This is a genomic window from Ignavibacteria bacterium, from assembly GCA_017302895.1.
In the GTDB taxonomy this organism is placed as follows: domain Bacteria; phylum Bacteroidota; class Ignavibacteria; order Ignavibacteriales; family Ignavibacteriaceae; genus UTCHB3.
Genome location: JAFLBV010000001.1, coordinates 299,543 through 313,326, shown reverse-complemented (window position 1 = coordinate 313,326; position 13,784 = coordinate 299,543). Strand labels below are relative to the sequence as shown.

The following is a 13,784-nucleotide window of genomic DNA, read 5'->3' as shown; positions in this document are numbered from 1 at the left end:
GAAAAATGAGGTCTGATTTAAATACAAATTTAATAAATTATTCCGATAAATCGCATTATATTAGCAAACAAGATTGCAAAATAATCCATTAAAAGTCATGAAATCAAAAACTTCGCTTCTAATTTGTACAATCGTAATCCTTTTAAGTTCCTTCGGCTTTTCTCAATCGACCGTTTACCGTGTTACATTTAATGAGGAAATCTCTCTTTCCCTTGTCCCTTATCTAAAAAGGGCACTGGAATTGGCAACAAAAGAGAAGGCTGATGCTCTGATTGTGGAGATAAACACCTTTGGTGGCAGAGTTGATGCTGCGACTCAACTGAAAGACCTGCTGATTGATGCAAAAATTCCTACCATAGCTTTTGTGAACAAAAGAGCCATTTCAGCGGGTGCACTCATCACCCTCTCCTGCAAAAAAATTGCCATGGCACCCGGGAGCACAATCGGAGCTGCTACGGTGGTTGACCAGGAGGGTAAAAAGGGTTCTGAAAAATATCAGTCGTATATGCGTGCTGAGATGAGATCAACGGCTCAAAAAAACGGCAGAAATCCTAAAATTGCTGAAGGCATGGTCGACGAAAGAGTTGTCATACCCGGGCTGGTGGATTCTACCCAACTTGTCTCCCTTGATGATGCCGAGGCAGTGAACCTGAAAATGGCTGACACAATAGTCAACTCGGCAAAAGCTGCGGCGGAAGCTTTTGGTTACTCCAATCCCTTGATCATCGATGTGAAAACCAACTGGGCTGAAGAGTTCGTAAGATTTTTGAACAACCCGATTATCGCCTCCCTGCTGATAATGCTCGGTCTCGCGGGTGTCTATACCGAAATCAAGACTCCCGGGTTCGGAGTACCGGGGATACTTGGCATTGTATTTCTCACCCTGTTTTTCGGATCCTCTCTAATACTTGATCTGGCTTCGTGGTTCGAGGTGGTGCTTTTTATCCTCGGACTTGCTGCGATTCTGGTTGAAATATTCCTCATACCCGGATTTGGAGTTGCAGGGGTGGTCGGAATCCTCCTGATGATCGCCTCGCTGTTCTTTTCACTGGTTAATACCGAAGGATATTTCGACTCTTCCCTTATTCAGATGGCCATTATTCAGTTGGGTTCGGCAATTTTTGGATTCTTTTTCCTCGGATTTCTTGCATATAAGTTCCTGCCAAACACCAGGACATTCAAAAATTTCGTACTGGATACTGAATCGGGTTCTAAATCCGGCTTTACTTCGGCTCCGGATCATTCCGGACTTGTCGGAAAGGAAGGCACGGCGCTGACAGTCTTAAGACCTGCCGGCACGGCGTTGATTGAGGGAACGAGGTACGATGTTGTGACTCAGGGAGATTATATCGAGAAGGACTCACCTCTCAAAGTAATTTTGGTGGAGGGTGTGAGAATAGTGGTTCAGAGACGGATGTAAAAAAAAGAGGCTGCAGGACAGTTAATATCCGGACAGCCTCTTAGAACACTTTTTAATTGAGATTATTTAATTTTCTCAACTATATTCACGATAAGTGATTTTTTAACACTCGTGAATGGAATCTTTTTACCTGTTTTATCGGGTATCTCACCACTGAATGCGATTTCTTCAACAAGATTTGTTCTTGACTTCTGAAGTTTGCCTTCTTTATCGTTGTAATAAACCTTGCCGCCACCGGTAATCAAACTTTTATCAACTTTGATTCCCTGCTGTGCAAGTTCAGGATTAAATTCATACGAAGCATCATATCCTGCTTCAATAATTGAAATGTCGCTTCCGTTGAATTTACCTTTCTCTTTAAGCGTGTAGAGCTGTGTGGCATTCAATTGGTACATTCTGCTTGGATCTGCAACAGGTGGTTTTTTGTCACTATAGGTCTCGTTGGCTTTAAGGCTGCCGTTCGAAAAGTTTCTAAACACCTGAAGAATCATACCCTTAAGATTCTCAGCAACTTCAGTGGTTGCCATTTCTCTCTGCTGTGCAGAAATTGAATCTTTACCATTAGTTTTTGGGAGTGCATTGTCAACAATTTTGTCAACTTTGTACACTTCGCGGATTGTCCCTTTTTTGTCGATTCTTGCCATAAAAGAATTACCGGATAAAGCCTCATAGAAGCCAAAATCGATTCTGCTTGTTGAATCGAGTTTATCACCCGTTTTGTACTCTTTTACCTTGCCATTGAGGTCTGATTTCACATATACGCTTCTGGTTGTTACTTCAACCTCTGCGATTGTGTCTTTGTCAACATCCTTCACTTCAAAATCGATGATAAGAACATTTCGCTGATCAACTTTTTGCGAAATGACTGTATCAGCTTTCATATCCTGTGAAATCTTGTTGATAAAAGCCACCTTATAACTGAATTTATCTCCTTTTTCCAGTTTGTAACCGAAAGTTGTAACACCTTCAGCTGCTTTTACATCTTCTACTTTGAGATAGTTGGTATCGATATCTGTGGCACCCTGAACGGCTTCAGAACCTTTTTCTCCACATCCCGAAAGAATCACGACGGAAGACAGAACGAATATTGAAAACATTAGTTTTCTTAATAACATATTGTTACCTTAAGTTAGTGTATAATAAATACTTGTTTCTAAGTTGCATGAACTGCTGCAGTTCCGATTTGTAACCTTGAACGACAGCCTCCCACCCTGACTTTTCCAAAACTTCCCTTATTCCATTTTTTCCGGCTTTACCGTTGAATCCTTTTTCCCTGATTTCAAATTTCCCCGGATAAGCCTTTAACAGATGATCAAGGAGGAAAAAACCAAATTTCACAGACTCGAATTCAGAAGATGTTTCTTTAATTCTTACCCCGTAGCATTTTTCATTCAGGTACTTCGGCTTTGTTGCCGCAGCACTTTCTCGGGGTGTAAATTCAATTGTTTCCACCTTTTTAATGCCGGGGAATCGTGAAATTGCATCGGCCAGTTCACCGGAATTTACAAAAGGAGCACCAAAGATAAGAAACGGGTCCTCTGTACCTCTCCCTTCCGAAAGATTCGTGTTCTCAAGAAGACAGGTACCGGGATAAACTTTTGCTGCAAGTACCGATCTGAGATTAGGTGATGGATTCAACCATTGCATCCCTGTCGAATCAAATTCTGTCTCCCTGTAATAACCTTTCATCTTGACAACTCCAACTTCACATTTAATCCCTTTTCTCTTTAAAATATCATCCTTGAAGAAGTATGCAAGTTCGCCGACTGTCATCCCGTGAGCAATCGGCAACGCTGTTATGCCGACAAATGAAAAAAGAGATTCGTCAACAATTGGACCATCCACATATGTGCATGCAATGATATTTGGTTGATCGATAACCAACACTGGTATCCCCTTTTCACCACACGCTTCCATCACATAGTAAAGTGTTGAAATGTAGGTGTAGAATCTCACTCCGACATCCCTTATCGAGAAAATCATGACATCAACCCCTGAAAGCATTTCAGCAGTCGGTTTTTTGGTCGCCCCATACAATGAGTACACCGGCAATCCCGTCTTTTCATCTTTGGAATCGTCTATTTTCTTTCCGGCCGCTGCATCACCACGGAAGCCATGTTCAGGACCAAATACTGCGGAGATATTGATCTTTTTATCGAAATGGAGTGCATCAACAAGATGTTTACCATCTGCTGTAATTGCAGAATGATTTGTAACCACACCAACCCGTTTCCCTGCCAGCTCCGAAACCTTCTCCTCAAGGAACACATCAACACCGTTCTTGAATTTCTTGTTTTCGGCCGTTTTTGCAGGATCGCCTGAATCTGCTGCGGGATTTTTCTGACACCCGAATAAAGCAACAGGCAGGAATAGAAAAAACAGGGTAATAATATTCCTCATCGAAGTTTCTCCACGATGCGGTGTTTCGCCATAGCCCAGGCGGCAAGTGTCATACCATCAAATATTTTACCTTGAATGACAAGTGTTTCAAATTGAGAGACGGTTAATTCCACAACATTCAACTCCTCTGTTTCATCAGGTTTCTTCATGTCGGGAACCAAATCGAGGGCAAAATAAACAAAACAATTTTCATTCGTCACACCGTTAAATGGACAGAATTTGCCTATTTTCGTAATTTTTCTTGCAGAATAACCTGTTTCCTCCCTTAATTCCAGCATGGCAGTTTCTTCGGGTGTTGAATCGGTTTTGATTCCACCACACGGGAATTCAAGCGAAAACCTCTTGTTCAGGTAACGGTATTGTTCGACAAGCAGAAGATTCCCTTTTTCGTTGACCGGTATGACCATGGAAGAGCCGTTAGTATCCACATAATAGTATTTTCCTTTGAACCCCGTAGAGGGGATCACAAAATCATCAATGCGGTAATTCCAGAAAGGATTTCTGTGATACTCCCGGCTCTTAAGTTTTTTCCAGCGGGAAATTGGCATTAAAGAGGGTAGTTATTCAACCGTTCATCACGGGAAAAGAAATGGGAAATCTCTATAAGCGCATTTTCATCACTGTCGGAACCGTGTACAGCATTTTCAGCTTTACTGCCGGCATATTTTTTTCTGATTGTGCCTTCTTCGGCTTGTGCCGGGTCAGTGGCTCCGATCAGTTTTCTGAAATCAGCGACTGCATTTTCTTTTTCGAGCATTAATGGTACACAGGGTCCTGATGACATGAATTCAACCAGCTCACCGTAGAATGGTCTCTCTTTGTGAACTTCGTAGAATCCTTTCGCTGAATCCACGCTCATTCTCGTCATTTTCATCGCTTTTACTTTGAATCCGGCTTCGGTTATCATTGTGATAATTTGACCGACATAATTGTTTCTTACTGCATCAGGTTTAATGATTGCAAAAGTCAGATTGCTCAATATTTTCTCCTAAAATTTAGATTTATGCGTTAACTTTTTTCTTGGATTTGGCATCGAGTGCCTTTTTCATTGTGATACCAATCTCTGCAGGCGAATTTACTACTTTGATACCTGCTTTTTTCATCGCCTCCATCTTTTCGGCGGCAGTACCTTTACCTCCGGAAATAATTGCACCGGCATGTCCCATTCTTCTTCCGGGAGGTGCAGTCTGTCCGGCAATAAATCCTACGACAGGTTTTTTAACATTCTTTTTGATAAATTCGGCAGCTTCTTCTTCAGCGGATCCGCCAATCTCACCAATCATTACGATTCCCTCGGTTTCAGGATCTTCATTGAACAGTTTTATAATGTCAATGAATCTTGAACCAATGACGGGGTCTCCACCAATTCCAACACAGGTTGACTGCCCGATACCGAGATCACTTAATTGCTTTACAGCTTCATAAGTCAAAGTTCCGGAACGGGAGACAACGCCAACATTTCCGGGTTTATGAATGAAACCCGGCATAATTCCAATTTTTCCTTTTCCGGGGGAAATAACTCCGGGGCAGTTTGGTCCAATAAGTACGATACCTTTTTGTCTGATCAGGTGATAGACAGGAATCATATCAGCCGCAGGAATCCCTTCGGTAATGCAAATAATCACTTTTATTCCTGCGTCTGCAGCTTCAAGTATGGCATCTGCAGCGAACGATGCAGGGACAAAAATAACAGAAGTGTTGGCTTTTGCTATATCCACTGCTTCCTGAACTGTATTGAATACGGGTATTCCCTCAAACTCAGTTCCACCTTTTCCGGGTGTTACTCCCGCAACTACCTTTGTCTTATATTCCACCATCTGTCTGGTGTGAAAAGATCCCTCTCCTCCCGTAATCCCTTGTACTACAAGGCGGGTTTTCTTGTCAACAAGAATGCTCATATTCGTATCCTTTATTCTGCAAAATTTTTCAAAATAATCATACAAGATAACTATTTGTAAAGAATTAATTTATCTGAAAAAAAAAGGCTGCCCGTTTTAATGAGCAGCCTTAGGTTCCAAAATATTATTGGATTATTGCATTACTGCATTATTGGATTATTTCACGAGCATCATCTTTTTTGTGCTGCTGAATTTACCTGCATCTATCTTGTAAATGTAGACACCTGTAGGAAGTGCTGCAGCATCAAAACTGACTTCATATTCACCTGCAGTTTTTACTTCGTTGAGTATGGTTGCTACCATCTCTCCTGTGATCGAGTAAACCTTTATTGTCACCGAACTTTCGGTCGGGATGGCGAATCTGATAACCGTTGAAGGATTAAAAGGATTCGGGTAATTCTGCGAAAGGTTGTACTCTACCGGTACTGTGGCACCTGTGGTCTTGACAGACATTGGTGAGTCGAGTGAGTAGAGTACTCCACTCTCTGTTCCTGCCCATACGACATTCGAAGAAGGTGTTGAGAATACCGAACCGGCACCGAGACCTGAGAGCCCCAGGTTAGTCCAAGTGCTTCCATTATCTGAGCTTCCAAAAATACCATTTGACCATGAAGCCGCATAAACATTGTTGTTTGCATCTGTCGTTACTCCATAAATGAATGCCTGTCCGACCGGTGTGGAGGTCCAGGTAGTCCCGTTGTTTGTTGATCTGATGACACCGGCACCATATGTTCCGGCATAAATATTTCCATTTGGCGAGATCGTAAGTGCCCAAATGTGAGGGAAACCTGAGTTAAGATCTGTCCAGGCTGCTCCACCATTGGTCGACTTGATAATGCCACCACCGAATGAGCCCGCATATATGTTGCCGGAGGCATCAATTGCGAGTGCATGAATGGCAGTACTAAGTACTCCGGTATTCAATGAGGTAAATGAAGCACCTTGATCTGCTGATTTAAGTACTCCAAAGCCCCATGTACCTGCATACAGATTACCTGATTGATCTATCTTGATCGCTCTTACATCTTTGCCTGTGAGCGAAGTCAGCGACCATGTGGTTCCACCGTTAGTGGATTTGAACAATCCCTGTTCTGTTCCCGCATATATGGTGCCCGATCCATCCACCGCGATTGACCATACATATCCAACGGTCATGGTTGAATTGATTCTTTCAAATGTTGAGCCATTTTTTCTGTAGATTTTTCCACCAATGGTTCCTATAAGGAGATTACCATTGTTGTCAGATGTGATTGCCCATATAAATTCATTGCTCATGAACTGACCCTGTGTTGTCCAGTTGCCGGTTCCTGATCCTGAACCACCCGATCCACCGGATCCGCCTGAGCCACCCGATCCACCTGTGTAGTTGAACAAGTGTACTGTTACTGAAGCGTAATCATCTTCTGTGGTAATTCCATTGTTCGGTGTTGAATCAGGATCATACTGATCTGAATGAGTTATTTCAGCAATATTCATCACATTTGCATCAACAGGGATGTTTCCCGTAAATCCGGTATTGTTCATCTGTCCCTGACCTGTGAAGTTTTTGCAAATCATCTGACCGTTAATTACACCGGTTACAAAGTTCATGTCTGCTTTTGGAGCAAGAATCGAACCTCTTATGTCAATGCCCTGAATGGTTACATTGGTAGCCTGATGGAAATTGTAAAGTACATTGCTGATCGATGTGCCTGTAACTGTGAGTCCGCCTCTCCAGCTTACACTGGTTCCACTGATGTTTACGAGTACTACTGAACCGTTTGGCACATTGATTGCCATATTATTTGCCTGTGAAAGTTGTGCACCGTCTACATTGAAGACATTCAGCAGTGGATGAGTTCCGTTCAGTTCCAAACCACCCCACTGGAAGGTTACACTTCCATTTGCAGGATAGGTGGAGAGTGAAGTTGACAAATTTAAGAGATATGAGGAAGCGGCTGCGAAATCGACTACACTTCCCTGTCTTAGTGAACCGTTATTGATACTTACTGCATTTATCGGGAGATTCGTTGAATGACCGTAAACAACATTTCCCGAATAAACAGCGCCCGAGATGTAGGTAAGATCGTTGCCTACTACAAGCACATCCTCAGTTCCGGGAGCGAATGTCAGTTTGTCACCAACACTGTATCCGGCAAAGTGTGCATTGTGTCCGACAGCAACTTTTCCTTCTGTATCGGATGAAGGCTGAAATGCATCATTTAATACAAACAGGTTGTAACCTGTTGCAGGTCCAAGATTGAAATAGTTTGAATTTAGTGACTGAAGGTTAACGGTTGTCGTCATCTGCAGGGTTGCTGAAGCTCCGTTTGCAAGACTTCCCACTGTCCATACACCGGTATTGCTGTTGTAGCTTCCCTGTGATGCTGAGGCAGAATTAAAAGTTAATCCTGAAGGAAGATGATCAGTTACAGCAACATTTGTTGCTCCACTTAAACCATGGTTGGTAACTGTGATGGTGAAAGTGATGACATCACCGTGGTTACCGCTTGTAGAAGAGGCGGTTTTCGAAATGCTTAAATCTGCTGATGAAACCCAGGTTACACTTGCATTAGTTGTCACTATTGTGTTCACAGGAGTTGCCAAAACAATTTTCTGCTGATCATTCGGTCTGGTTTTGTGAATGTAACGGGTTCCCTGTGGAATGATATGATGTGCAGTCGCTGACACTGTTGCTGTATTCTGTGAGCCTTGAGTAAGTATCAGATTGCTTACTGTTCCGGTAGCGTCTGTAACTGCTGATGAGAAACTCAAACTTCCTGAAGTGGATGCAAAATCAACATTCACACCCTGCATAGTCTGGAAGGATGCATTATATGCTGTAAGATTAAATACTGCATTCTGTCCCACAGGAATCGATTGTGTTCCGGGATTAAAGAGCAAAGTTGAGAGTATCGAACCGCTGTTTGAATTCGCGTTCGCATCGGCTATTATGCTCAATGCCCTGTTTTTAATTGTTGAATTTGTTACTGTGCTTGCATCAACTCCATCACTAAAGTGCCAGATTGCAATCTGAATTGCTGCTGCTTCAGTTGCAGTTGGAGTTCCCGTAAAAGGAGCATAGTTATTTAAAATGTAGGAAATATACTGGTTGGTAGGACCATCATCAGTATATTCGTTTGGATTCGAGTTAGACCATGTAGCAAGCCAGTGTGAAATGTCTATGCAATAGAACTTTGCTGCTGTCCCGTTCAAATCTCCATTAAGAGTTCCTGCCCAGACATTCATAGTTGTCCCGATTGGGAACTGGAAACTGACATTTTGTCCGGTTCCTACTCCAAAGACCCTCACGGTAGTGCCGCTTGACATCACAGGTGGTGTTACCGGGATAACCGAAGGTTTATTAGAAACTGAATCAGGTACCACTGCAAAAAGCTGTGATACGGTGATTGATAAAAACAGAATAAAAAGGTTGATTCTTTTCACTATTTGACCTCATGTGATTAAAATTTGAATCACTTTGTTCAAAAAGCATGCCAAACTATCATTTCACGGTTTTTCCCCTGAAATTGCAACTATACTAATAAAAGTACACTGTTTGATGTGTATTATTTTGAGATTGAGTAACTATTGCTGAATCAAAATGGACAGGATAAAAAAGAGGTTTTTGAATGGTTAATCCGGCTATCTGCGCTGATTTCTGTTTTTTTGAATACTTCGTTGATTTTAATGCCTCATTATGAGACATTATTGCATCATAAACTTAAGAAAATCGCTGTTAAAACTGTGAGGCTGTTCGAACTGGATAAAATGGCCTGTTTCGTGGTATGTATTTATGGTGATGTTTGAAATTTTACTTCGGAATGTTTCGATGATATCCGCAGGGGTCAGTGTTGGATGGACGAATGTATTTGGAATCAGTTTGTCCCGTTCACCGAAGAGTCCTAGTGTGGGAGTTCTAATTTCACCAAGCCGGTAAGGTACATCAGAGTTGATTACCCCGAGAGCGCTTCTTGCAATTATAGTGGCGTGCAGGAGGAATTCAGGTGAATTTCTTATCGCTATACGATCGTCGATCATGAACTGTGCATCGTGAGGGAATCTGTGGAAGTTGACCTTAACATTATTGGCAATTTGCGGATCATTATTCGAGATTATCTTCTCTGCGTTCAAATAGCTTTCAATGAGGAGCTTTTCGTCATCAGTATAGGTTTCCGCTCCTCCGGGTGCAACAAGAACCATTTTGTTAATTTTGTCAGGGTGGTCGATCGCGAGTTTTAATGCTATAACCCCTCCCATTGAATGTCCACATACTGTAAATTGATCATAACCCAGAATTTTCATCAGATATATGATCACCGCGGCATAGTATTCCATTGTTGCAGGATGGAGAATTTTGGACGATTTACCATATCCGGGAAGGTCGACAGCTATACAACGGAAATGTTTTGAGAGGAAGTCCAGATTTTTGTTCCAGGCGGGAATGTAACTGCCAAGACCGTGAAGGAAGACGACGGGTTCGCCATCGCCCATGTCAGTGTGGGCGATGACGGTTCCCGGTTCAATTTCGGTTTTCATTATCTCAAACTTATAGTTGAGGTTTTCGAATTCCATTACTTTATGAAATCGAGTATGGCTTTATTGACTTCAGAGGCTTTTTCTATTATCAACATGTGTCCGCACTGATCGATTTCAACCAGCTTGCTGTTTGGAATTTTAGCAGCACCGGGTTTGAAGATATCTTCAGTGAATCCGGGATTAAGATACGGATTAGGGATAAGTCCATCCTGTTTTCCATAAACAATAAGTGTCGGCACAGTAATGTTTTGGAGCCTGTTCCAGGTGGGTTCGTCAAGCATCGCACCTACGCATTTCAGCACCGCATAAGTGAATTCCTTCATCTCAGTGGCTTTTGCGTTTCTGGCACGCTCCTCCACCATCCATTCCCATTTGTCATCCCAACTGTAAAAATTACTCGCCAGATTTCTTCTGATACCGTCTTCGGGGTTCAGGCGAACACCTTTGGGGGTCAGTGCGTTTCTAAGCCACTCCCCTTCCCCATACTGGAATCGTTCAAAACCTGCCGGGGCAGCAAGAACGATGCTTTTAATCAATCCGGGGTATTTCAGGGCGAAAATCATCGAAATCTGCCCACCCATCGAGTGACCAACTAATGAAACATTTTTCAGTTTGAGAGTTTCGATCAATTTTTTGACCGTTTCAGCATAAAAACTGAGAGTATAAGGGTAATCACCTTTTTGTGATTTGCCGTAACCGGGAAGATCGACAACAATTACTCTGTGTTTTTTTGCGAGCTCGGGAGCAACATATCTCCAGAATCCGGCGTTGCTTGCCAAGCCGTGAATCAGAATCAATGTGTTGTCACCCGACCCAAGGTCAGCATAAGCCACAGACGGATTTTCGAGAACGGTCTTCGTTGGATATGAGTAATCGACATCCTGAAATTGAAGTGCCGGTGCATCTGTGTATTTAAAGCCCGCACATCCTGTAAAAAGGAAGAGTCCTGTAAGCGCAATTGCAAATATTTTTTTCATCGTATCCTCCTTTAGAACATGAGCCAGCTAAGCGTTGTAAAAAATGTCCAAGGGTCTTTCGGCTTCTCTCCGGTATAAGTTGAGAGTGGAGAGTCGTAAAAGTCACCTACCATCATATAGGCTGCATGCACTCCGACTGTGAGGAAGACTTTGAGATTATACTTCATTTCAAAGTTGACTTCACTGCCCATGTAGTTTCCACCGCCTTTTAGACTGTTGTTCGAAAGAGCTGTGGCAAATCCGACTTTTCCGTAGAGTTTGTTTGGCACAAAATCCTTGTAAAAGTTGAGGAATCCTGCTGTGACTCCAAGTCCCATGTTGGAAATGTCGTGCACGGCTGAATAGTATCTGTTGACAACCTGAGGATCAGGGAAGAGCAGGAATGCTCTGTGGTTTGAGTAAATTCCTACCGGTGAACCGTAAACATTTCCGGTTATTACTGATGAAAGTGTTCCGTCAGCAACTCCGTTAGCATCTCCTGATGTGTAGAGCGCTTCAAACGAAACTTTATCGTTTGCGGTCATACCATATTTGTACTGAACCGATGCATTGGCAGAAAAGCCAAAAATATCTGATATCTTGCCGTTTGAGCTGCCAACAGTATCAAGAATACCAAAATTTGACATGAAGAAACCGTCGATCCACCAGCGGGAAGCCAAAAAGTCGCGGTTCCATGCAAAATGACCACCGAGCCAGCCGATATGTCCTTCATATTTCTGGTTAACACCGGGGAATTTAACTCTCGTTGCACCGTTATAATCTGCGAGAGCCGAGTTTAAACCCTGTCCGAGAATCGAGATACCACCACCGCCTTTGCCTTTATCATAAACATACCAGGCATCTATTCCTGCTTCGATCAATGGAGACGGGTGCCAGAGGAAATCAGTCATCCAAAGGATAACATCATCGTCTTTACTTATCTCATTTTCCCAAAGCTGGAACATTCCAAGTCTTAGTTTGGTCGATGGTGAGGGGTCAATGTATGATGAAATACCTACACCCTGTGTTCCCCAGTATGAAAGTTTATAAGCACTCGTTTGTGCTGTAGTTAGGGTATTAATATTCGGGTCTCTGACATTGTCGAATATGCGTTGCATACCGATTACCACATTCCAGTTGGCATCTTCAGGTCTGATTTCGACATTCGCCATAAGAGTCTGGAGGTTAATTTGCCCGCCGTTTATAGCCCCGCCACGATTGTTGCCTACTCCGTAAGCCTGATCTCCCCAGGTATAATCAATTTTAAATAATGCACGGAAAGTGGCGTAATCATCGAGTATTTGTGGTTTGTAGATAAACATGGGAACAAACCTTTGTTCGAAATACCATGTTGTCTGAGGAATCGTGAATGTAGAGTTTTGTCCGAAAAGTCTTCCGATAACCTGTCCCTGAAGGACATCATTGGTTGGAGACACATTTCCTGATGTCATTCGTGTAAATGAATATCCGATAAACTGGAATTCACGGGGAGGTTTTTCTTCGAGTCTGGTGTCCTGTGCAAAAGCAATCAGCGGTATCGCAAGGGCGAGAATAAGAAGTCTGATTTGTTTCATTGTTTCTCCGGTATGGAACGGGGTTACCGGGGCCGGATGCTTTTTCCGACCCCGTTATGCCCGTGTTCAGGAATTTTTGTTTAGTTTTTTACATATTTTTGGATCCAGGTAACACCAAGAGCAAAACCATTATATTTGGTGCTGCCAAATCCTTCTGCTGCTGTCGGGGCTGTGAAACCTGTGATCGCAGGGGTGGTCTGAATAACTTCATACCAGAGTCCTGCTGTATTTACTCTGTAGATACCGGTGGATGTAAGAGCTGATGGAACTGTCTGGTTCAGGGTGATTTCTCTGATAGACATGTTGGCAACTGCTTTGGTTGAGTATGTACCTTCAAATGTAACCTGTACATTTGATGAGTCTGTTGAGATTACTTTATATGTACCATTTGCATTGAAAGTAGCGTCAATTTTCTTGGTTTTGGAAACTGTCTTAAGTCCTGGAGCCACATTTGCACCTTCCGAAAGCCATGTACCAATAAGTGGTTCGGTTACGGGAGCCTGTGGAACATATTTCTGTGTCCATGTTGCACCAAGTTTAATACCGTTGTATTTTGTTGATCCAAATCCTTCGGCTGCCGTTGGAGCAGTAAAACCTGTAATTGCAGGATTTGTTTGAATTACTTCATAAGTAAGGTTACCGCTTGTGCTGACTTCGAAAATACCCGTTGATGTAAGTGAAGTTGGAACTGTCTGAGCAAGAGTAATGGTCTTAATGGTCGAACCGGTATTATCCGTATAAGTCCATGTACCTTCGAATGTTACCTGTACATTTGAAGAGTCGGTTGAAACCACTTTGTAGGTTTTGTTTGCGTTGAAGGTGGCTACAACTCTTTTTGTTTTTGAAACAGAAACGAGTCCGGGAGCCACATCGGTACCTTCAGAAACCCATGTTCCAACGAGGGGATCAACGGTTGGTGTTGGTGGTACTACTGGATTTTCGTCTTTGTTGCAACCTGTCAGCATGATTGCGAGGAAAAGGATTGAGAGTGAAAAGAGCTTTTTCATGTTTTTCTCCG

The 13,784-nt window shown here is 42.7% G+C and carries 11 protein-coding genes; 1 reads left to right on the top strand and 10 read right to left on the bottom strand.

What is annotated here, in order from left to right; translation table 11 throughout:
• Positions 1-97: 97 nt before the first annotated feature.
• Positions 98-1,420, top strand: a complete 1,323-nt coding sequence (locus J0L60_01225; protein MBN8544726.1) for a nodulation protein NfeD — start codon at positions 98-100, stop codon at positions 1,418-1,420.
• Between the two features lie 62 nt (positions 1,421-1,482).
• Here the strand turns inward: J0L60_01225 and J0L60_01220 are convergent, their stop codons facing one another.
• From J0L60_01220 to J0L60_01175, 10 genes are all read right to left on the bottom strand, one after another.
• A complete protein-coding gene (locus tag J0L60_01220) occupies positions 1,483-2,517 on the bottom strand; it encodes a hypothetical protein (protein MBN8544725.1) in 1,035 nt (344 codons plus the stop codon).
• A gap of 22 nt (positions 2,518-2,539) precedes the next feature.
• Positions 2,540-3,820, bottom strand: a complete 1,281-nt coding sequence (locus J0L60_01215) for a DUF1343 domain-containing protein (protein ID MBN8544724.1) — start codon at positions 3,818-3,820, stop codon at positions 2,540-2,542.
• The gene (locus J0L60_01210) at positions 3,817-4,368 is read right to left on the bottom strand and encodes an NUDIX hydrolase (protein MBN8544723.1); all 552 of its coding nucleotides are present in this window, start codon (positions 4,366-4,368) and stop codon (positions 3,817-3,819) included. Before J0L60_01210 ends, J0L60_01215 begins: the two co-directional genes overlap by 4 nt.
• Entirely contained in the window at positions 4,368-4,802 is a 435-nt protein-coding gene (gene ndk / locus J0L60_01205) for a nucleoside-diphosphate kinase (protein ID MBN8544722.1), read from the bottom strand. The genes J0L60_01210 and ndk overlap by 1 nt, the downstream gene beginning before the upstream one ends.
• A 19-nt stretch (positions 4,803-4,821) precedes the next feature.
• The gene (sucD, locus tag J0L60_01200) at positions 4,822-5,718 is read right to left on the bottom strand and encodes a succinate--CoA ligase subunit alpha (protein MBN8544721.1); all 897 of its coding nucleotides are present in this window, start codon (positions 5,716-5,718) and stop codon (positions 4,822-4,824) included.
• Between the two features lie 156 nt (positions 5,719-5,874).
• Entirely contained in the window at positions 5,875-9,144 is a 3,270-nt protein-coding gene (locus J0L60_01195) for a choice-of-anchor A family protein (protein ID MBN8544720.1), read from the bottom strand.
• Positions 9,145-9,405: 261 nt separating this feature from the next.
• Entirely contained in the window at positions 9,406-10,236 is an 831-nt protein-coding gene (locus tag J0L60_01190; protein ID MBN8544719.1) for an alpha/beta hydrolase, read from the bottom strand.
• A gap of 35 nt (positions 10,237-10,271) precedes the next feature.
• A complete protein-coding gene (locus J0L60_01185) occupies positions 10,272-11,213 on the bottom strand; it encodes an alpha/beta hydrolase (GenBank protein ID MBN8544718.1) in 942 nt (313 codons plus the stop codon).
• Between the two features lie 11 nt (positions 11,214-11,224).
• Complete coding sequence (locus J0L60_01180) at positions 11,225-12,766, bottom strand: hypothetical protein (protein ID MBN8544717.1); 1,542 nt, start codon at positions 12,764-12,766, stop codon at positions 11,225-11,227.
• Positions 12,767-12,846: 80 nt separating this feature from the next.
• Positions 12,847-13,773 (bottom strand): hypothetical protein, encoded by a 927-nt coding sequence (locus tag J0L60_01175; protein ID MBN8544716.1) that lies wholly within the window; start codon positions 13,771-13,773, stop codon positions 12,847-12,849.
• Positions 13,774-13,784 lie beyond the last annotated feature (11 nt).